The organism is Microcoleus sp. B5-D4 (assembly GCF_036705145.1).
In the GTDB taxonomy this organism is placed as follows: Bacteria; Cyanobacteriota; Cyanobacteriia; order Cyanobacteriales; family Microcoleaceae; genus Microcoleus.
This window is the reverse complement of the sequence record NZ_JAUBTV010000020.1, coordinates 13,183-34,835: the sequence shown is the minus strand read 5'-3', so window position 1 is coordinate 34,835 and position 21,653 is coordinate 13,183. Positions and strand designations below refer to the sequence as shown.

General features: G+C 45.7%; 10 protein-coding genes and 1 pseudogene. 3 read left to right on the top strand and 8 right to left on the bottom strand.

The features are described 5' to 3' along the window. The 4 genes and pseudogenes from QUB10_RS12300 to cobA form a co-directional block, all read right to left on the bottom strand. Positions 1-191 (bottom strand): annotated as a pseudogene (locus QUB10_RS12300) (hypothetical protein); the annotation flags it as partial. Positions 192-518: 327 nt separating this feature from the next. Then, on the bottom strand, positions 519-914 hold the full coding sequence (locus tag QUB10_RS12295; protein ID WP_333202436.1) for a type II toxin-antitoxin system death-on-curing family toxin: 396 nt from the start codon (positions 912-914) through the stop codon (positions 519-521). Positions 915-930: 16 nt separating this feature from the next. After that, positions 931-1,125 (bottom strand): DUF2281 domain-containing protein, encoded by a 195-nt coding sequence (locus QUB10_RS12290; RefSeq protein ID WP_333034987.1) that lies wholly within the window; start codon positions 1,123-1,125, stop codon positions 931-933. Positions 1,126-1,157: 32 nt separating this feature from the next. Then, on the bottom strand, positions 1,158-2,744 hold the full coding sequence (gene cobA / locus QUB10_RS12285) for a uroporphyrinogen-III C-methyltransferase (protein WP_333202435.1): 1,587 nt from the start codon (positions 2,742-2,744) through the stop codon (positions 1,158-1,160). Between the two features lie 89 nt (positions 2,745-2,833). Here cobA and QUB10_RS12280 point away from each other — a divergent pair, with 89 nt between their 5' ends. Continuing rightward, positions 2,834-6,109 carry a glycosyltransferase gene (locus QUB10_RS12280; protein WP_333202433.1) on the top strand — a complete coding sequence of 1,092 codons (3,276 nt, stop codon included), beginning with the start codon at positions 2,834-2,836 and terminating at the stop codon, positions 6,107-6,109. A 73-nt stretch (positions 6,110-6,182) separates the two neighbouring features. Here QUB10_RS12280 and QUB10_RS12275 read toward each other — a convergent pair whose 3' ends face one another. The 3 genes from QUB10_RS12275 to QUB10_RS12265 all read right to left on the bottom strand — a co-directional run bounded on the left by QUB10_RS12275 (position 6,183) and on the right by QUB10_RS12265 (position 18,455). After that, positions 6,183-16,313: a tetratricopeptide repeat protein gene (locus QUB10_RS12275; protein WP_333202431.1), complete on the bottom strand. Its 10,131-nt coding sequence runs from the start codon at positions 16,311-16,313 to the stop codon at positions 6,183-6,185. A 93-nt stretch (positions 16,314-16,406) separates the two neighbouring features. Next, complete coding sequence (locus tag QUB10_RS12270; protein ID WP_333202429.1) at positions 16,407-17,465, bottom strand: homogentisate phytyltransferase; 1,059 nt, start codon at positions 17,463-17,465, stop codon at positions 16,407-16,409. Between the two features lie 36 nt (positions 17,466-17,501). Next, entirely contained in the window at positions 17,502-18,455 is a 954-nt protein-coding gene (locus tag QUB10_RS12265; protein WP_333202427.1) for a methyltransferase domain-containing protein, read from the bottom strand. 221 nt (positions 18,456-18,676) lie between these two features. On the opposite strand from QUB10_RS12265, the gene QUB10_RS12260 reads away from it, so the two are divergent. Beyond that, entirely contained in the window at positions 18,677-20,011 is a 1,335-nt protein-coding gene (locus QUB10_RS12260; RefSeq protein ID WP_333202425.1) for a TrkH family potassium uptake protein, read from the top strand. 140 nt (positions 20,012-20,151) lie between these two features. Further along, positions 20,152-20,847 (top strand): TrkA family potassium uptake protein, encoded by a 696-nt coding sequence (locus tag QUB10_RS12255; protein ID WP_333202423.1) that lies wholly within the window; start codon positions 20,152-20,154, stop codon positions 20,845-20,847. 339 nt (positions 20,848-21,186) lie between these two features. Here the strand turns inward: QUB10_RS12255 and QUB10_RS12250 are convergent, their stop codons facing one another. After that, the gene (locus QUB10_RS12250) at positions 21,187-21,420 is read right to left on the bottom strand and encodes a hypothetical protein (RefSeq protein ID WP_333202421.1); all 234 of its coding nucleotides are present in this window, start codon (positions 21,418-21,420) and stop codon (positions 21,187-21,189) included. Positions 21,421-21,653: the final 233 nt, after the last annotated feature.

Here is a 21,653-nt window from a genome sequence, read left to right as displayed (position 1 = left end):
GTTTTGGCAATAATTACCCCAGAACCGTCTCCGAGGGAACTGTTAATTTGTACTGTCAGCGGCCCAGCAATGCTGGCAACTTCTTGGGGAGTTTTGGCGATCGCGGGCTGGCTGATGACTATGGTTAAGGCTGCGGTAGTTCCTGCTAGCAGGGTGGTTAAGGTGTCGTAACGAGAAAAATTTATATTCATGGCGATTGCTAATTTGTAGCTGGGTAGCGGGATTTGGGGGAGAAAGGGCGATCGGCAGTTGGTGCTATTTTCTGTTTAGTTTTATTACTGATTTGACGCAAAGGATCTCGGCTTTGTTCTTTAGTGATAATTTTACTCGCTTTTTTGTTCCGCGATTCGCTATTTCCATGTAGGGTGAGTACGCCACACCTTACTTAATCTCAACGTAGGCTGCCCAACTTACTTATTAAAACTTAAAAATACCTGACTCGAACTCGGTGGTTAGTTCTTCCTTAGTCATGGTTCCCCGTGCGACTCCCATGACTAAATCATATACTCCATCGTCCGTCATTCGATTTTAGATTTTAGATTTTGGATTGACCCCACGGATAAATTTGGGGGCTTGAGGATTTTAGATTTTAGATTTTGGATTGATTCCACGGATAAATCACGTGGCGTGTACCACCTTTGAAATTCGCTTGTCAAATTCAGAGTGCAACCATTTAAACGCAAAAAGGTATCTGTCACCGCAAAAGCCGATCGCTTGTTACCGTCAATAAACGGATGATTCATCGCTATGTGATAGAGATAAGCAGCAGCTTGTTCGGCAATTGTCGGATGCAACAATTGACCGCCAAAAGTTGCTTGCGGTTGAGCCAAAGCCGACTCTAACAAGCCTTCATCTCTGAGGCCGGGAGTGCCACCAAATCTTTCTATCTGTCTGGCGTGGATATTGACAACCATACTTTTGCTGACAAAATTAGGAGTTGGCAAGGCGACGATAAACCTCCTTTCTTTCGCGTTCTGAATCTAGATATGCCTGCCATGCTTTGGCTTCTAGTTTTTGTTGTTCTTCTTCTTCAGTCTTTAAGGAACGGACAAATTCAAGCACTTTCAGCAGCAAGGGTTCTGGCACTTGGTCGAGTTCTTGAAGAAGTTGGTCTTTTGCGGTCATGTTTCTTTCCTCCTAATGATCGTACAACTATTTTACAACCTCGCTTGTGCCCATTCAACGATCGCCTCAGTCAATCCATCTAAGGTATATTCCTTAGCTTCCACATCTAACTTACCCAATAATTTCTGACAACTTTTGGAAGTTTCCGGCCCGATCGAAGCGATGCAAACATTTGTTAGCCAATCCTGATATCGGGACAATTCCGGGCTTTGTTCTATGAGATTGCAAAAGTTATGCACAGTTTTTGAACTGGCAAAAGTTATGATATTTATAGCTTGATTTTGGAGTGCGGATAGGGCGATCGGATCGATTGTTTCGGGACAGCAAGATTGGTAAGCTGGCACTTCTATTACTTGCGCTCCTTTGGCGGTAAATTCTTTAACTAAAACTTCTCTGCCGCCGCTTTCTACTCTGGGAAATAGGATTTTGCAGTTTGTAGGGGCGGTGCCCCCGTGCCCGCCCTGCCAGGGGAAGTTCTCGACTAGGGAATCGGCGACAAAGTTGGGGGGAATAAAGTCTGGTTGTAAAGAGTGCGATCGCAAACTTTCGGCTGTTTTTTTCCCGACAACTGCTATTTTAATACCAAACAAACTCCGCGCGTCTTTGCCTTTTGCTTGTAATCGTTGAAAAAAGCAGTCTACAGCGTTGTGGGAAGTGAGAATTAACCAGTGAAAGGTTGACAATTGTGCGATCGCACTGTCTAATGGTTCCCAACTCGAAGGTGGCCCAATTACCAAGGCGGGCATTTCGATCACGCGGGCTCCTTGTTGCTGGAGTCGATCGCTAAATTCAGCCGACTGAGAAACCGATCGCGTGACTAAAATGGTTTTTCCTGCTAGCGGCAATTTGCTGTTGTTAGCGGTGACTGGTGTATCGATCATATTTGTGCTTTCTGGCTGGATTAAATATTCGCGCAATCTGACTACTTCCCCAATTACGATCACGCAAGGCGATAGAGATTGACCTGCTGTTTGCTGTACAATGTTGGAGAGAGTGCCGAGCCAAATTTGCTGTTCGGGGCGGCCGCAATCTCGGATAATGGCGATCGGAGTTTCGGTCGATCGTCCGTGCTTTTGCAATTGCCAAATTATCTCGCTTAAATTTCGCCCTCCCATCAATATTACCAAAGTTTCTATCTGCACTAATGCTTCCCATTCCAGATCATCCGGTTCGTGGGCGCTCATCACTGCAAAACAGCGACTCATTACCGGATCTGTGAGGGGAATTCCTGCTAGTAAAGGTGCGGCTAGGGCGGAGGAAATTCCGGGTATTACTTCAAATTCGCAGCCCGCTGTGATTAATGCTTGAATTTCCGAACTGGAACGACCAAAAATAAACGGATCGCCGCTTTTGAGCCGCACGATTTGTTTTCCGAGGTGGCAATTTTCTACCAGCAAACGGTTGATTTCTTGCTGCTGGGTGGACGGTTTGCCGCCACGTTTCCCGACTTCGATTTTTCGACAAGTTGCTGGGATTAATTCGAGTTGCGGGATGTCGATGAGAGCATCGTAGATTAAGACTTCGGCTTGGGAGAGCAGTTTGTGCGATCGCACTGTCATCAAGTTACAATCTCCGGGCCCCGCACCGACTAGATAAACTTTCCCTTTTTGGTTTTTCATAAGTCCTCCTCAATAGTATAATTTAAGGAAGAAGGAAGAAGGAAGAAGGAAGAAGGAAGAATGAGCAATTATGAAATAACAAATAACCAATGCCCAATGCCCGATGCCCAATCCCCAACGCCCATTCCTTAACCAGACATCCTATATTTATGCAGATTATCATCATCACGGCCGCCGATGCAAATTACTTTGAATTGGTGCGAGGCACTATTCTATCGGTGCGGGAAAAACCAGAGGGTGAAAATGTGGCGATCGGCTTTTTCGATCTCGGCTGTACTCCCGAACAGTTGCAGTGGCTGGAAACACAAGTTAATATCATTCAAAAGCCAGATTGGGACTTTGACTTTCCTGGTAAAAATGAAGCCCCTCACTATCTCAAAGGACTTTTAGCGCGTCCGTTTCTCCGTCGATATTTTCCCAATTTTGACATCTACCTTTGGATAGATGCCGATGCTTGGGTGCAAGATTGGCAAGCTGTTGAACTGTTAGTTAAAGGCGCGGCTAAACGCGGTTTAGCAGTTGTTGCAGAACTCGACCGGGGTTATTATTTAGCTTACGGCAAACTGCCTTGGTACTGGCAATTTGTTTACCGGGATTATCAGACCGCTTTTGGCGAAGAAGTAGCCCAACAGTTGCACAGCTATCCAACCATAAATGCAGGTATTTTCGCGCTGCAAAAAGACGCCCCCCATTGGGAAATTTGGGCAGAATATCTGGAGCAAGGATTGCAGCGGCACGTTTCTTTAATGACCGACCAAATAGCTTTAAATAGGTTAGTTTACGGCACTGAAATGTTTGACAAAACAGAGATGCTGCCAACTCGGTGCAACTGGAGCTGCAACTTTGGTTTGCCCGTTTGGGACAAGCACCAAGCCTGTTTTGTGGAGCCGTATTTGCCACAGGAGGCGATCGGCATTCTGCACATGACTGGTCACAAACACGACTTGGTAAACTTAGCAACAACGGACGGAAATCAAATAGAAATTAGTCTCCGTTACCAACCGAAAAAAAAGCCCAACTCTCCTAATTTAATACCAAAAAAAATGACATTACCGCCGTTATCTGAAATTACAAATAATACTTTGCCGCCCGCCGGAGATTATGTCTCGCCCGGATTGAAAGTTGTTCTCCCAGATGCGTACTTTCCCAACATGATTATTGGGGATACTCAGACTTGTCCGTGGCCTTATTTGCGCCGGGAAATCAAGCACAATTGGTATGTCGATCGCCGTGCTAATTCAGTCGGATTTCTCAGCCGCGACGAAGCACACATACTTTACAATACTGCTCTGCAATTCAAAGGTAAAAAAGCCTTAGAAATAGGCTGCTGGCTAGGGTGGTCTGCCTGTCACTTAGCCCTAGCAGGAGTTGAGTTAGATGTCGTCGATCCGCTATTAGAAAGAGAGGACATTAGACAAAGCGTAATAGACTCAATTCAAGGTGCTCTAAATGCGTCGGGCGTGCAAACATCAGTCGAGCTAATACCGGGCTACAGCCCCCAAAGAGTAGAAGAATTTTCCGCTCAATTTAACCGCAAATGGTCGTTAATTTTTATTGACGGAGAACACGGAGGTGATGGGCCATTAAATGACGCAATTGTTTGCGAACAATTGGCTGAGGAAGATGCAATAATTTTATTTCACGATTTAACCGCTCCAGATGTTGCTAAAGGTTTAGATTACTTGAAAAAAAGGGGATGGAATACTGTAATTTATCAAACCATGCAAATTATGGGTGCTGCTTGGCGGGGCAATGTCGAGCCAGTAAAACATCAACCCGACCCCAAGATTTCCTGGCAGTTGCCAGCACATTTGCACGGTTACAATATTAGCAGTTTAGAGGCAATTAATTCTCAAACAGCCAGCCAAACAAATCAAAACCAACAGTCATCTTATACAAGAGATTTTTACCAATTAATCGGAGAAGGAACTCGTAGTTCTGCTAGAGAAATTATTCCCCTACTGTTAGACTTGCTGCAACCAATTTTACCTAAAAGTGTGGTGGATGTGGGCTGCGGTACGGGAAGCTGGTTAGCGGCGTTTCAGAAGTTGGGAATTGCTGATTGTTTGGGAATAGATGGCGATTATGTCGATCGCACTATTTTACAAATTCCTTTAAATCAGTTCCAATCCGCCGATTTAAAGCAACCGCTGCAAATAAACAGAAAATTTGACTTAGCAATTTCTCTGGAAGTTGCCGAACATTTGCCGGCTACCTGTGCCGAAAATTTTGTTAATTCTCTCACTCAACTAGCACCGGTGATTCTGTTTTCTGCCGCGATACCATTTCAAGGAGGCGTCGAACACGTTAACGAACAGTGGCCCGAATATTGGGTTTATTACTTTCAGAAAAAGGGCTATGCAGTTATTGACTGCTTGAGAAAAAAAATATGGAACAATGAAAAAGTCGAGCCTTGGTACGCTCAGAATATCTTGATTTTTGTTAAACAAGAGCACTTGTCGGGATATCCGAGGTTAGTAAATGAATATCAAAATACCGATCTGAATCAATTAGCCATCGTCCATCCCAAGATTTATTTTTATAGCTTGCAAGCTGCTCGAAATTCCGCCCAAAAATTACAGTCAGAAAACGTCCAAAAAGTGGCAGCACCCCACTTGGAAGATCGGCCTTTAATATCTGTGATTATTCCCTGCTACAATCAATCTCATTTTTTGTCGCAAGCAGTAACTAGCGTTATCAATCAAACTTACAAAAATTGGGAAATTATCATTGTCAATGACGGCAGTTTAGATAGTACCAGTACAGTAGCAAAAAATGCGATCGCAGCAAATCCCCAGCATCAAATTAGGCTAATAGAACAAACTAATCAAGGGATATCAATGGCGAGAAATACTGGCATATCGGCAGCAAACGGCGAATACATACTGCCCTTAGATGCCGATGATATCTTAGCTCCAAATGCCTTAATTTGTCTTTTAGAAATATGTCTAAAATCAAAAGTACCTTGCATAGCATTTGGTTCTTATCAACTTTTTGGCACTGAAAATCGCACCGTACCCAGTTATGATTTATATTCACCAAAAAATATCAAACAATCTAATATGATTTGCACGTCTTCATTGTATCACAAATCAGTTTGGAATTTGGTCAACGGTTACAAAGCAGAGATGAAAGAAGGTTATGAGGATTGGGAATTTTGGGTTAATTGTCACAAACATAGCATTCCTTTTTTGGGAACGAGAGAAATAGTTCTTAATTATCGTCGCGTTCATGGTACTAGGAATGAAACTGCTCAAAGTTACCATCATAAATTGGTCGCACAAATTGTTTCTTACAATCCAGAACTATACGATATTGAAAGTGTAAAAAGTGCTAACAAACTATTGGAATCAATCGCAAATTAATCTTTTTTATAAGGACTAAAGTCTTTACTACGAAAAATTTGCCGAAAGTTTGTAGTCAGGACTTTAGTGTTATCTACATATCGGCAATCACATCCAAAAAACGCTTAACCTGTTTTTCCCAAGTCCAATCCAGCATAAACTTAGCCGCAGCTAAACCGCGAGTTTTTGCTTGTTCCAGATTAGTATAAACTTGCTCCAAAGCCTCGACAACTTCTGCCACATCAGACTCTCCCCAACCTTCTACACCGGAAAAAGGAGGAGTTAGTTTAACTCGTCCTTGACTCCATAAAGGATAGCAAATGTGGCTGTAAATCAAGTCTAAATGACCAGTATTTGCTGATAGAATAGTCGGAATTCCGCAGGCCATACTTTCCATCGCGACTAAATTAGTGCCACCTTCGCAGCGGTTAGTGAAAACAGCGCAGTCGGCTTCTCGCAAAATTTGTCCAGCGAGGTGATTGGGAATTAAGCCGATGTCGATAAAAGAGTCAATCGGCAAACCGTTAGCCACTAACCATTGGGAAATTCCTAAACTTCCGTCGCGGTTGATATTGGGAAGTCCCGCAACGTTGCCGGTTTGTTCGATTCCTAGCATATACTGAGGCCAGAAGTTGTGCCATGTTGTTAGTAACAAAGCCTCTGGATGTTTGGCGCGAAATCGTTTGAAAGCGGCAATTACAATATCTTGACCTTTGCGATATTCCAGTTTGCCACCGGAGAAAATGACGAAGCGATCGCCAAATAGATTAGATTTGGGTGCAGGATGGAAAATTGTTGGGTCAATTCCTTGATGTACCATCGCCACATTAGTCAAGCCACAGCTTCTCAAAACATCCGCATTCCAGTTGGAACCTGCGACAATCGCGCTATATTTTTTGGCTGTTTCTAGTGCTTCTGCTGTGATTCGTGTGTCTTCAAAAAATATGACTCCTATTTGACAAGCGCTGGTAATTTGATTGTCAACTCCAGAGGATGCTAAATTATTCCCCAAAGCGTAAAGTACGGGAAAATTACAACTGATTTGTTTGTCGGAATTTGCTGCTACTAATTCCTGAAAAGCTTTTTGCTTTTCAATTACAGGTAACAACAGCGATTTATGCAGCGGATTCATCGATTCTGAGGTGATTGAGGGCGGTGTTAAAAGTGCAACTTCCCAGGCATGATTTTGCCGCAGTTGTAGTGTTAAATTCAGGGCGTAAATTCCCCAACCGCTGGTGATGCTGAGGGGCCAACTAATGCCGATTCCGGTAATTTGTGGGGGAGTTTCTGGGGGTTGGATTTGAGGCGGAGTTTCTGGGGGTTGAAGCCGAGGCGGAGCCTCTGGATTGGCGTTACCAGGCTGAGTCTGGGAACGAGTAGATTGTAGGGGCGGTGCCCCCGTGCCCGCCCTCTCTAGCAAGGCTGCTTTTATGCGATCGCAAACTCCATCCCAATCACCAGCTTTTTGCTGCCTAAACAACCGCGCAGTGGGATACCAAGGGCTATCTTCGCGTTCCAACATCCAGCGCCAATCGGGAACAAAAGACAGCAAAATCCAGACGGGTTTGCCCAAAGCACCGGCCAAGTGCGCGACAGAAGTATCTACACAAATTACTAAATCGAGTTGCGAAATAATTGCTGCTGTGTCGGCAAAATCGACGCAATGTTCGCTCAAATCTTCAATTTGGTGTTGCTTTAATAAAGTGCGTGAAGCGCAGCTATCCTGTAAGGAACCGCCCCCTGACAAATCTTTCTGAAGACTGTAAAAACTCACTCCCGGAACATCTACAAATTTCACAAAATCGCTCAATTTACACGATCGCCGATGATTGTTGCGGTGCAGCGGCCCGCCCGCCCACACAATACCTACTTTTAGTTTATTGTTCGGCTCTAGGGAAAATTTAAAATCCTGTGGCGGAGCTAAATAAGGAATATTCGCCGGTATATTTTCCAAAGTCGTTCCCAGAATTCTGGGCAAACTTAGCAGCGGGGCTTGCACTTGAAAATCTATCAAATCGCTCGGCCTGACTCCTACTCGATCGACTCCTGCAATTCCTTCAAATAAACGCTTCAGCAAGACATGACAAGCCACAATAACTTTGCCGCCTTTTTGCTTAACTAAAGGCGCGTAGCGGATAAACTGTATCGTATCGCCAAAACCTTGTTCAGGGTGCAATAAAATTGTTTTTCCCTGCAAATCAGAGCCGTCCCAAAGTGGTTTCTCAAAAGAGCGCCGATCCAATTGTTGAGTTTGCCAGCGCGATTCGTACTCCGCAAAACCACGCTCAAAATTTCCAGTTAAGAGCAAAGCTAAGGCTAGTCTCAAGCGCCAATTTGGCGAGTTGGGACGTAGTTGAATTGCTTTATTATAAAAGTCGATCGCCTCTGCGACTTGTCCCTGTTCTTCGAGGGCGGAACCCAAGTATAAGTTAGTTTCGCTCAGGTTGGGATTGGTTTGTAGCGCTTGTTTGTAGTGCGAAATTGCCTCGGTTATTTGCCCGTTTTCCTGTTTGAGACAACCTAAACAACTGTGGGCTTCTGCGTGGTTGGGTGAGGCAGCAATTACTTGTTCGTAGCGATCGGCTGCCTCTGCTTTTTTACCTTGTTTTTGTAAAGCATTTGCTATGTGAAATTGTACCTGTGCGGGCGATAAAGAAAATCGAGGCGAAGCTTCGGTATCTCCGTTACCAGGCACAGCCTGGAAACGAGTAGATTGTAGGGGCGGTGCCCCCGTGCCCGTCCTCTCTAGCAAGGCTGTTTTTACGAGATCGCAAACTCCCTCCCAATCGCCCGGTTTTTGCTGCCGAAACAGCCGCGCCGTCGGATACCAAGGGCTATCCTCGCGTTCCAACATCCACCGCCAATCCGGCATAAAACACAGCAAAATCCATACGGGTTTACCCAAAGCACCAGCTAAGTGCGCGACAGCAGTATCAACAGAAATTACTAAATCTAGTTGCGATATCACCGCCGCCGTATCGGCAAAATCGTTCAAATTGTCGCTCAAATCTATCACAGGAATTTGAGTTAATAAACTACGATATTCAGGCGATAAGTCTTTCTGAAGACTGTAAAAACTTACACCGGGAATATCTAACAATGTCAGGAAATAGCTTAAATCGCTCGATCGCTGAAAATCCTTCAAATGTTCCGAACTTCCCGCCCACACAATCCCAACTTTGAAATTGCGATCCAAATTTAGGGAAAATTGCCAATTCGGCGGCGCAACTAAATAAGGAACATTTGCCGGTATATTTTCTAAATTTGTTCCGAGAATATACGGCAAACTCATCAGCGGTGCTTGCAGTTGGAAATCCGGCAATTCATCCATCCGACTCACCACTTGTTCAATCCCAGGAATCTGCTTAAATAAACGCTTCAGTTCTGGATAGCAAGAAATGATTACTTTGCCGCCTTTTTGCTGCACAATTGCCGCGTATCGCACAAATTGAATAGTATCGCCCAAACCTTGTTCGGATCGGAGCAAAATAGTTTGTCCGTTCAAATCAGAACCATCCCAAACTGGTTGGTCAAAATTCAACCGTGGTAATTTTTTCGCCTGTTCTGTTTGCCAGCGCCACTCGTACTCTGCTAAACCGCGTGGCAAGTCCCCACTCAACAGCAAGACTAAGCTTAAATTGAAGTGAGCTTTAACACAATTTGCATCAATTTCGAGAGCTTTAGTGTAACAAAAAATTGCTCGATTCACCTCTCCTAATTGTTCAACAGCACTGCCTAAGTTAGTAATAGCTTCTATATAATTAGGGTTCAAAGATATGGCTCGTTCCAAGCTAGAAATTGCCTGTTCTATTTTTCCCGCCCCCAAGCATAACGTTCCCAGGTGATAGTGTCCTGTAGCATTGTGCGGTTCTGCTTCAATTGCACGCTCGTAAAGGCGTTCAGCCTCGGCTAGCTGAGATTGTTTTTGCATCGCCGCACCCAAATTTACCAGGGCTGGCGCATAATTGGAATTGACAGAAAGTGCTTGATGAAAACAGGCGATCGCAGTTGGCAACTCGCCCTGCTGCTGGAGTATCGCGCCGAGATTGTTGAGAGCTTTGACGTAAACCGGATTCAGGGCGATCGCCTTTTGAAAGCAAGAGATAGCAGCCATTATATTGCCTTGATCTTGCAGCAAAATACCCAAGTTATTGTGGGATTGAGCGCAGTTGGGATCAATCTCGGTCGCGCGCTGATAATAGGCGGTCGCTTCGGATAAATTGCCTGTTTGGTGCAGCGTCACTGCCAAATTAGTGGTAGCCTCTATCGAATTGGGCTGCAAAACTAAAGCATTTTTAAAATAAGCGATCGCATCGGTCAATCTTCCTTGCGACTTGAGAATATTCCCCTGATTGAACTGTTTTTGATATAATTGAATATTGGTCGGAGTTTCTATTGGCGGTAGAGCTTCTTGATGCTGACAAATTCTTTCTCTGAGCGCCAAACTAGCTCGTTCTAAAACTCCTTCCCAATCTCCCGCTGTTGACTGGCGAAACAGCCGCGCCGTGGGATACCAAGGACTATCCTCGCGATGCAACATCCACCGCCAATCCGGCACAAAACAGAGCAAAATCCACACGGGTTTGCCCAAAGCACCAGCCAAGTGCGCCACAGCAGTATCTACAGAAATCACTAAATCCAGAGCCGAGATTGCCGCCGCAGTATCCGCAAAGTCGTGCAAATAAGAGCTTAAATCTGTTACTGCCATTTGCTCTAACAAAGCGCGATCGTCTGCTGTCATTTCCTGTTGCAAAATGTAAAATTCTGCTCCGGGAATATCTAACAGTTTTGTCAACAAATTCAGGGGTAACGATCGCACCTTATTTTGGGAATTTTTAGGATTTCCAGACCACACAATCCCTACTTTCAAATTAGTATTTGAATGGAGAGAAAATTCCCAACCGGGCGGGGGAGCTAAATAAGGAACTTTGGCGGGTATAGTTTCTAAAGTTGTTCCCAAAAGGTGCGGCAAACTCATTAGATGCGCGCGAACTTGAAAATCTCGCGCATCCTCTGGATTAACTATTAACCCATCGATTCCCGAAACTTGTGCAAACAAGCGCAGCAACTGCGGCAAACACCAAACAATTACCCTACCGCCTTTCTGCTTGACTAAATCTGCGTAGCGGATAAACTGAATTGCATCGCCTAAACCCTGTTCCGGGCAAAGCAAAATAGTTTTTCCTTGCAAATCTTTGCCGTCCCAAACCGGCTGTTGAAAACTGTAGTCCGGGTACTCTTTTTGTGGAACCAGCAGTCGCCATTCGTACTCGGAAAAACCGCGCTGAAAATCTCCCGCCAGCAGCAAAGCTAAACCTAAATTTAGGTGAGATTCGGGGCTAGCGACATTGAATTTAACTGCTTGGCTGTAGTAGGTGAGAGCATCCGCAAATTGTCCGCGATCGTGCAAAGCACTTGCCAAACTGTAGAGGGGATTGATATAACCGGGTTTGAGTTCGATCGCCCGACGGTAACAATCGATCGCCTCTGCCATTTTTCCCGCTTCCTCAAAAGCTTTGCCGAGATTGTTCAAAGCTTCTGGAAAGTCGGGTTTCAGGCTCAAAGCTTGCTGATAGCAGGCGATCGCATCTTCAATTTTGCCCTGTTTGTGCAGGACAATTCCCAGATTGCAGTGAGCCTGTACACTGGCTGGCAATTTCTGAATCGCCTGCTGGCAAAAAGCTAGAGCCTCATCTAACTTATCTTGGTTTGACAGCCAACTCCCCAAAGCGAGATCAGTTTCTGCCAAAGCCGGTTGCAACGCCAAAGCTCGATCGTAGTATGCGATCGCGCGGTCAATTTGGCCCTGTCGGATCGAGGCGTATGCTAAATGCTGCAAGGCCTCCACATCATTGGGAGCGATCGCGATCGCCCGTTCGTAATTCGCGATCGCCTGTTCGTAATTCGCGATCGCATCCTCCCCTTGTGCCTCCAAAGCAATTCCCAAATTCAAATAAGCCGCCGCGCAATTAGGATTGACTTGAATCGCTTGCTCATAGCAGCTTATAGCCTCCGCCACATCCCCTTGCTCTTCCCGCAACAGGCCCAAATTAATCAGCGCTTCCGCGCAATTCGGGTTCAAAGAAAGCGCCCGCTCATATTCTGCGATCGCCTCTTCAGTCTCCCCTACTTCCGCGAGCGCGCTGCCCAAATTGCTCGCAGTTTCCGCCAAATTCCCGTCGATTGCTAGCGCTTGTCGGTAGTGCGCGATCGCCTCTGTTACCCTGCCGGTATGCTGTTTGACAACGCCTAAATTGCTGTGCGCGGCTGCGTAATTAGGATCGCTCGCGATCGCTCGCTCATAACATTCGATCGCACCACCAAAATCCGCTTGCTGCTGCAAATCCACGCCCCGCCGAAACTCTGCATCCGCCGAATCCGACGGCACAAATGCTGCAGCAACCGCGCCTAGAGCTTCCGCAACCCGATCGAAAACGTCCTCCCAGTCGCCCCGCTGATGCTGGCGAAACAGCCGCGCCGTCGGATACCAAGGACTATCTTCGCGCTCCAACAGCCACCGCCAATCCGGCGAAAACGCCAGCAAAATCCACACCTGTTTGCCCAAAGCGCCCGCCAAATGGGCGACAGCGGTATCGACACTAATGACTAAATCCAGTTTGGCGATCGCAGCCGCAGTATCGGCCAAATCGCCAAAATGCGGGCTCAAATCTACGATCGAGGTTTGATTCAACAGCGCGCGATCGGCCTCAGAAACCTCTTTCTGCAAGCTGTAAAAACTTACCCCCGAAACGTCCAAAAGCGGCAGAAACTGACTCAAACTGCACGAACGCTGCTTGTTTTTGCGGTGTTTGGGATTCCCCGCCCAGACAATGCCAACTTTCAAAGTGCGATCGGGCAAAAGTCCAAATTCAGCACCCGCTGGCGGAGATAAATAAGCAGTATTTGCCGGTATTGTTTCCAGATTTGTACCAAGAATATACGGCAAACTCAACATCGGCGCTTGCACATCAAATTCCGGCAGTGGCTCCCCTTTAACTATTAGCAAATCAATGCCATCAACCGTTGCAAATAAACGGTGCAATTGCGGGTAACAGCCAACAATAACCCTACCGCCTTTATTTTTGACGATCGCAGCGTAGCGAATAAACTGAAGCGAATCACCTAAACCTTGTTCGGCGTGCAGCAAAATAGTCTTTCCCACCAAATCAGAACCGTCCCATAGCGGCCGATATTCTCTCGCCGAAACAGTATTTTCCGCTCCCGCCAAAAAACAGGAATGACCAGTGTGAAATTCTTTAATTTGCCAGCGCCACTCGTATTCAGCGAGACCATTTTCCAAATCTCCCACCAACAGCAAAGCCAAGGATAAATTCAGGTGAGCGCTAGCGTGATTTGGACTTAAATGAATCGCTCGTCTGTAGCAGGATATTGCATTTTCTACCGCGCCTTTTTCCAGAAACGTCCTGCCTAAATTGTTGATAGCTTCCACAAAATCCGGCAGCAATTCTAGAGCTTTGTGATAATAGTCCAGCGCATCTTCTAAATTGCCCTGTTCTTGCAACACTGTTGCGAGATTGTTGTAAGCTTCCCAGCTATGCGGATGAATTTCCAGCGCTCGCCGGTACAGCTCGATCGCCCTGAAAAGTTCGCCTTTTTCTTGCAGCGCCACGGCTAAATTAATTAACGCAGGTACGAAATCCGGTTGAGCTACAAGAGCTTGCTCGTAATGTGTGATCGCCTCTTCCACTTGACCTTGTTCCTCAAAAATCTTTGCCAAGTTGTAAGCTGTTTGAGGAATATTTGGAGCGATGGCTAAAGCTTCTCGGTAATGCGGGATAGCGGCTTCTAATTCGCCCTTTTCTTGCTTGAGAAAACCAAAGTTAATCCGCGCTTGAACGCAATTTGGCTCAAGAGATATGATTTGTTCGTAAAGGGCGATCGCCTCTTCCCGATCTCCTGTTTCCATTAACTGTTCTGCTTGCCGCAATAAATCCTCTAAAATAACCAAATTATCGCCAGCCGTTCCGATCGCAATCGATGTCTCAATCCCCTGCGATTGCTTAGCTGCGGAGCCTTCTGCTAACCCTTCACTCGCAATCACAAATATTTGTTTACTCTCTTGAAGCACGCTTGCATCTGTCATTGTGAGAGCCACATAATCGAGGGAAGCCGTATGATTAGCAGTCAGGGCGAGTGAAACGAAGTCAAGCGAATCTTTGGCAGAATCCTCGGAATAACTAACAGTATTGGCGATCGCAAAATAACTCAAAGCCGCCTGTACTTCTTCAAACAATTCTTGCCAACTTTCCGGCTGACTTTGGCGGAAAAGCCTCGCAGTTGGATACCAAGGATTGTCTTTACGATCCAGCAGCCAACGCCAGTCAGGAGCAAAAGAAAGCAGTACCCAAACCGGTTTTCCTAAAGCACCGGCTAAGTGCGCCACAGCCGTATCGACACTAATGACTAAATCCAGTTGAGATATAGCCGAAGCGGTATCAGCAAAGTCGTTCAAATGCGGAGTTAAATCCGGCACTAAGTGTTGGTTCAACAAAGTGCGATCGCTCTCGGACAAGTTTTTTTGTAAACTATAAAAAGCAATTCCCGGAACATCCAAAAATCGAATAAAATCGCTCAAGCTGCAAGAACGCTGATTGTCTTTCCGGCGCTTCGGACTTCCCGCCCAAACAATCCCTACCTTCAACTTGGCATCAGAAGAAAGCGCAAATTTGCACTCAGCAGGCGGATATAAATAAGGAACATTTGCCGGTATTGTTTCCAGAGTTGTCCCGACAATTCGCGGCAAACTCATCAGCGGCGCGTGAACATCAAATTCTGGCAAACCTTCAAGACTAACTGATAAATATTCAATACCAGCAACTGTCGCAAACAACCGCATCAGTTCTGGATAGCAAGCCACCATAACTTTAGCGCCTCGGCTGCGAAGAATCGGCGCGTAGCGAATAAACTGAATAGAATCGCCGAAGCCTTGCTCGACGAGCAGTAAAATAGTTTTCCCCTGCAAATCCGAACCATCCCAAACCGGCTGTTTAAATTGCCTCGGTTGTAGTTGCGGAGTGCGCCACCGCCACTCATATTCAGCAAAACCGCGCTGAAAATCTCCGAACAATAGCAAAGTTAAACTTAATTCCAGGTGTGCGATGGCGTTGTCTGGCTGCAATTCCAAGGCTCGACTGTGACAAGAAAAAGCCTCTTGAAACTCTCCTAAATCGACCAAAGCGTGTCCGAGATTGTTAATAGCCTCCACGAAGTCTGGCTTTAAGTTTAATGCTTGTCGGTAGTGGGATATTGCTGCTTTTGCATTGCCTTGTTCGTGGAAAAATGCTCCTACATTGTTGTGAGCTTCGGGATTGTCGGGGTCGAGTTTTACCGCTTGCTGGTAGCAATTGAAAGCTTCGGCTAATTTACCTTGCTGCTGCAAAACTGTTCCCAATCCCATCAGGGAATATGTCAAATTTGGATTGATTTTTAAAGCGTGCTGGTAACAGGCGATTGCCTCATTTAATTGATTTTTTTGTTTAAATAAATGTCCTAAGTTGTGCGCTGTTTCGTGCAGGTTGGGGTCGAGTTGCAGCGCTGTTTGGTAATATAAAATAGCCGATTCTATTTCGCCTAATTGCTGTTTTGCCCAGCCCAAATTATTGTAAGTGAGTGCGGAATTTGGCTGGATTTTGATTACTTGTTCGTAACTGGCTATCGCCCTTTGATATTCGCCTGCATCCAGCAAAAGATTAGCCTTATTTAAATGTGCTTCTACAAAATTGGGGTTTTGGGCGATCGCCTGTTCGTAAAAGTCGATCGCCTCTGCAATCTTTCCCTGCTGTCTCGCCGCTATTCCCAACAAACACAGCACGTTTGCTGATTCCGGCTGCACTTCTAATATCTGCAGATACAACTTCTCAGCTTCTAACAAACGTCCCGCTTGGTGATGTTCCCAAGCTAATTTCAAAGAGTCTTCGGCACCCAGTTTGCAGGCAGATTTCCGCGATTTTTTTTGAGAAGCCATAGTTGTCTTAGTTGTTTGGGAGTTCGCTAACTTGTAATTGCCAACTTCTTCTAATTTGTTAACTATTCCTTCCTTTTTCCTTCTTCCCCCTTCCCCCTTCCCCCTTCCCCCTTCCTTCTTCCCCCTTCCGACTTCCATCGGACTGACATCCGTTACATCCGTTACATCCGTTACATCCGTTACACAATCCGTTGCCGAACTTCCTTCTTCCTTCTTCCTTCTTCCTGACATCCGTGACATCCGTTACATAATCCGTTGCCGAACTTCCTTACTTCCATCGGACTGACATCCGTTACATCCGTTACATCCCGTACATTGCTCGTTGCCGAACTTCTACCCCAACAAACAAGCGGCGGGAAAAATCAGATATTCTAAGAAAAACAACTTCCAGATAAACTGATAAAATGCCGCAATTTCTATTTTATCGTCCAAATCAACTTTCGCGCTCCAAAACCACATCAAACCCAAAGCCGCCAAATGAGAAACTGCCAGAAACACTAAATTAACATTAGACAATACGATCGCTCCAGCCAAAGTCGCGCCCAAATAACAAACCGTCAACACCCAGCGAGATAAATTAAAGACGGCAGGCTTGCCCAGCTCAATCGTAAACGTAGTAATATTATATTGCTTGTCGCCTTCCATGTCGGGGATATCTTTAAAAATGGCGATCGCAAACGTAAACACCACAACAAAAACCGTCAGCACCCAAACTTCCGCAGGAATCTCAAAAGACACACTCTCCAAAATCCAGCCCGAAAAAGCGCTTTTCGCCCCTCCCAAACCCAACACCCAATTAAAGTGCAAAAATAACCCTAAATTGACGATCGCGCCCCGCACAGTAAAAATGCACAGCGCCGCCCACAAAGGAAAGCGTTTCAGCCGAATTGGCGGCAGAGAATAAGCAGTCCCAATCGCCAAACTAACGCCAACGGTAGCCAGCAAAAACGGGCCTTGTAAAACAGCAGTCAAAATTGCTATAATTCCCGTGGCAATTACAATTAATTCCCCGGTTTTCCGAGAAAACACTCCCGATGCGATCGGCAAATACGGCTTATTAATTTTATCAATTTCAACATCTTCTAACTGGTTCAATCCCACAATATAAATATTGCCGCAAATGCAAGCCAACCAGGCAAAAGCTAGGGGCCCAAATACAGGATTCACAAACAGCCGCGCACTTTGGGCGATCGCGTACAAAGCCAATACACTCAAGCTAGTACCCACAATTGTGTGCGGCCGAGAAAACTCCCAAAATGCCCTCACCCAGCTTTGCTGAGCCGAGCCATTTTTATCAATCCAAGACTTGCCAATCGAATCATTGCCCATAAATCTCACACCCGCACCACACAAATAATATTTTCTAAGGTGTGCAATGCACACCTTACTCATCAACTCAACACTCAAAACTTCTCTGATATATGCCTGCTATTTTACAGCACAAATCATCCCAAAACGAATCAACCCGCTCTGATATCCACGGCTCATCAATCCGAGAGCAAGTGCAGCTTGAATAGTCGTCCAACCGCTAGTTAGCAAACCCCAAATCGCGCTCGGAGTCAAAGCAGAATCGATCACCACATCCCAAAAAGGAGCAACAGCTTTTGACCAATCAGCGGTGCGAATACTTGTCAAAGGCAAACTGCGGACAATTTCCTCGTATTCCGGCAAAGAAATCACATAAGGCAAAGCATAAACCCGGTAAATTTCTGCCAATTCCTTTCTCTCTTCATCAGTTAATTCTCCAGCCGCTTCTCCCAGCGGGCGGTGACACCAAGTTGCCAAAATCAAAGTTCCTCCCGGCTTGAGTACGCGACAGCATTCCTGCAAAAACTTAATTTTGTCGGGCATATGTTCGCCACTTTCGAGCGACCAAACCAAGTCGAAGGACTCGTCAGGAAAAGGCATATTCAAAGCATCGGCCACCAAAAAGTTCACATTGCTTTGAGCATCGGCAATTTTAGCGCGTTCGGTCGCTCTGTTGGCCTGTACCGGACTCAGAGTAATCCCGGTCGCTGTAACGCTAGCGCCCGTTTTATTTAGTTCGGGCGATCGGCTATAATTTTGATCCGCCTCGCCATCCACCTTTAAATTATTTTGAGGGATAGAACTAAACTTTTCGGTCAAATAAAGCGTGCTGCCGCCGATCCCGCAACCGACATCGAGAATGCGGTAAGATTCACACAGTGCCTTCTCTGACGGTACTCCAGCCCATGCCAGCAGTTCTTCTATCAAATCTATCTGAGCCTGTCGGCGCTCTTTTTTCAAATTGCCATCCGGGCCGTAGTAACCGTGGTGCATATGTTCGCCCCACACCTGCTCCCACAAACCGCTAGAAGCGTCGTAAAGTTGCTGAATTTGCTGGTAAAGTGTTGATGTCATCGCCGGATTGCAAGTTATTAAAGGAATTCTACCGTTATTTTCCCGATGTTGTCATAGAATTTGGCGATTGAGTTCGATCGGTCTCCGGTCTTCGCCAGACAGAGATGTCCTGATTTCAAGCCCGATGATCTATTTGTGGGTTCCCTCTAAAACCTCAAATCTAAAATCGATTTGTGGTTCCCTCTCAAATCTAAAATCTCAAATCTAAAACCTAAAATCGAATGACTGTCTCGCGAACCATTGCTTTGGGCTTTCTCGCTGTCATCCTCGCAGGTGCTCTATTACTGATGATGCCTTTTTCCACAATTGATGGAACTTGGAGCGATCCAATAACAGCACTGTTTACCTCTACTTCCGCTGTCTGCGTCACGGGCTTATCGGTTGTAGATGTGGGAAAATATTACTCTTTTTGGGGGCAACTGTGCCTAGTTTTACTGGTGCAAATAGGAGGGTTGGGCTACATGACAGCCACGACTTTCTTGCTGCTGTTATTGGGCCGCCGCTTTGGCTTGAAAGACAAAATTGCTCTGCAACAATCTCTCGACAAATCCGGGCTAGCCGGCGTAGTACAACTCGTGCAGTCAATTCTAGCAACAACGCTTTTGTTTGAATTAACAGGAGTGTTTTTGCTGATGACGGTTTTTGTCCCCCAATACGGATTTAAAGAGGGTGTGTGGTCTGCTATATTTCACAGCGTTAATTCCTTTAACAACGCAGGTTTTAGCATCTATTCAGAGAATTTGATCGGCTACATCAGTTCGCCTATGGTTAACTTCACAGTCAGTGGTTTAATCATATTTGGGGGAATCGGCTATGAAGTAATTATGGAAATGTACCTGTGGCTGCGCGATCGCTTGAAGAAAAGCCCTATCTGCACAGTTTTTTCCCTGAACTTCAAAGTTGTTACCACTACAACGGCTGTCCTTTTAATTTTAGGAACCCTAGCCTTTTTGGTGCTGGAATACGACAACCCAGACACTTTCGGCGCTCTAAATTTTCCTCAAAAGGTGATGGCAGCTTGGTTTCAATCTGTTACTCCCCGCACGGCGGGGTTCAATACAATTAGCATTGGCCAAATGAGCGAAGCCTCGCTATTTCTGACCATCGCGCTGATGTTTATCGGCGCCAGTCCCGGCAGCACCGGCGGCGGAATCAAAACCACAACTTTTAGGATATTGTTTTGCTGTACCACAGCAGTTCTCGAAGGCCAGGAAGATGTCGAGTGCTATCAGCGTCAAATCCCGCCAGCAATGATACTGAAAACCATTAGCGTACTCTTTGGTTCCCTGTTGGTCGCGTTCACATCTGCAATTTTAATCGAGCTGACCAATCCCGAAGTAGAATTTATCGCAGCCCTGTTTGAAGCAGTTTCAGCTTTTGCCACGGTCGGCCTGTCCACTGGGATTACACCCACGATTTCAGCGATCGGTAAGCTGGTTTTGATTGCTACAATGTACATAGGTCGGGTTGGCGTGTTGCTGCTGATGAGTGCTGCCTTCGGCGATCCAAAACCCAGGTCTTTTAAGTATGCTGAGGAAAGTTTGTTAGTGGGATAAAAAAATCCTGCCTCGTTGCTGATAATCTAAACAATGGGTGACAACCCAAATCAACTTTTACTACTTACCCAAAAATCAAAAGGAGGCGGCGCTGTCTCTGCTAAAATTTAAACAGCAAGACGCTCAGCGCTGGATATTGAGTGAACCTGTCATCTTTGAATTTTTTTCGCACTTTGCGCGCCGACAACAAGCAGTTTGCAGTTATTGGTTTGGGACGCTTCGGTAAAGCTGTGTGTTCGACTCTGCACGGCTTGGGTTACGAAGTCTTGGGAGTTGACACCGATGAAAAAAAAGTAACTCAAGCTTTGAACGATCGCATTGCTGCTCACGTTGTGCAGTTAGATTCTACTGAGCCTAGCGCTCTTGCGGAAGCCGGTATATTTGAATTTGAAACAGTGATAGTTGCGATCGGCAATTACCTAGCAGAAAGCATTACCACCACCCTAAATCTTAAGGAAGGGGGGGTACGTCACGTAATAGCCAAAGCTTCTTCGGAAACTCACTTAAAACTGTTGAAAAAAGTCGGCGCAGATCATGTAGTTTTTCCCGAACGAGAAATGGGCTGCTCTGTGGCCCGCCTTCTTACAAAACCCAGCATTTTAGAACGCTTTGACCTCGACCCAGATCACAGCATCGTTGAGTTGCTCGTTCCTGACAAGTTTGACGGTAAAACCGTCTCCGAATTGGAGCTCCGGCGCAGGTATGGTTTGAACTTGCTAGCAGTCGGGCGCGCCGAAAAGTTCGAGATTAATCCGGAGCCAACCGAACGCTTGAGAAAGGGCGACGCGATGGTAGTAATTGGTTCTAATAAAGATATCAATCGCTTGCCAATTTAACAGCTCGCCATTTTACGCACATACAGCAACATTCCTGGACTCAGAAACCCGGTTTCTTGTGTTCCGACTGTCTAAGTCCTAAGCAATTCTTGCGGGATGTTTGAAAATTTAAGCCCCCACAAACCCGGTTTATCTAAGATGAACCGGGTTTCTCTGTCGATCTTTATGTTCTAATTTTTAACCGAAATATCTAAATTTAATTTCACCAATTCTAGGGTTGGTTCCGCCTTTGCGACCCCATCTGACAAATTAGCCAGACAAATCGCGAAGAATTTCAACAAAGTAGCAGCACTCGATCATCGCGCTCCCGCAAATCATAGGAGCGCTAGCCCTGAAAATTCAGCCGACTTTCAAGATTTTTTGCAAATAAGCTTTGCCCAAAACCACCACCGCCAAGACTAGAGCGAGTTCAACAGGCCAAGGACACACCGCCACCAACCAAATTAACGAACACATTCCAATAATTGCAGCTATGGGAGCCGGAATTCCGTCTAGCGTTCTGTTGTCAGTCCCGGCAGTCACCCACCAAGCAATCAAGCATACCGTCAACGGAATCAAGCAACTTGCGATCATGATTTTTACCCCATCAATTTTTTGACATATGGCATCTCAGCATATTGTAACAATACATCAAAGATTCGGAAATGCACCATCAATTGCGATAAAATTTAAGATTACTTACTTAATAAGTAGGTAGGGGGAATTAAACTGCTCAATGTAACAGTATGTAAACAGGGCTGACTTAGCTACGCTTAGGGCTAAGGATACTTTACAATCGTTTACATTGCGTTTTACAGCGCTTACCT

What these genes read in the sequence shown, in the direction of transcription:
- QUB10_RS12295 (WP_333202436.1), bottom strand. Translation starts at nt 914, where the DNA reads ATGGTTGTCAATATCCACGCCAGACAGATAGAAAGATTTGGTGGCACT.
- QUB10_RS12290 (WP_333034987.1), bottom strand. Translation starts at nt 1,125, where the DNA reads ATGACCGCAAAAGACCAACTTCTTCAAGAACTCGACCAAGTGCCAGAA.
- cobA (WP_333202435.1), bottom strand. Translation starts at nt 2,744, where the DNA reads ATGAAAAACCAAAAAGGGAAAGTTTATCTAGTCGGTGCGGGGCCCGGA.
- QUB10_RS12280 (WP_333202433.1), top strand. Translation starts at nt 2,834, where the DNA reads ATGCCCAATGCCCGATGCCCAATCCCCAACGCCCATTCCTTAACCAGA.
- QUB10_RS12275 (WP_333202431.1), bottom strand. Translation starts at nt 16,313, where the DNA reads ATGTCACGGATGTCAGGAAGAAGGAAGAAGGAAGAAGGAAGTTCGGCA.
- QUB10_RS12270 (WP_333202429.1), bottom strand. Translation starts at nt 17,465, where the DNA reads ATGAGTAAGGTGTGCATTGCACACCTTAGAAAATATTATTTGTGTGGT.
- QUB10_RS12265 (WP_333202427.1), bottom strand. Translation starts at nt 18,455, where the DNA reads ATGACATCAACACTTTACCAGCAAATTCAGCAACTTTACGACGCTTCT.
- QUB10_RS12260 (WP_333202425.1), top strand. Translation starts at nt 18,677, where the DNA reads ATGACTGTCTCGCGAACCATTGCTTTGGGCTTTCTCGCTGTCATCCTC.
- QUB10_RS12250 (WP_333202421.1), bottom strand. Translation starts at nt 21,420, where the DNA reads ATGATCGCAAGTTGCTTGATTCCGTTGACGGTATGCTTGATTGCTTGG.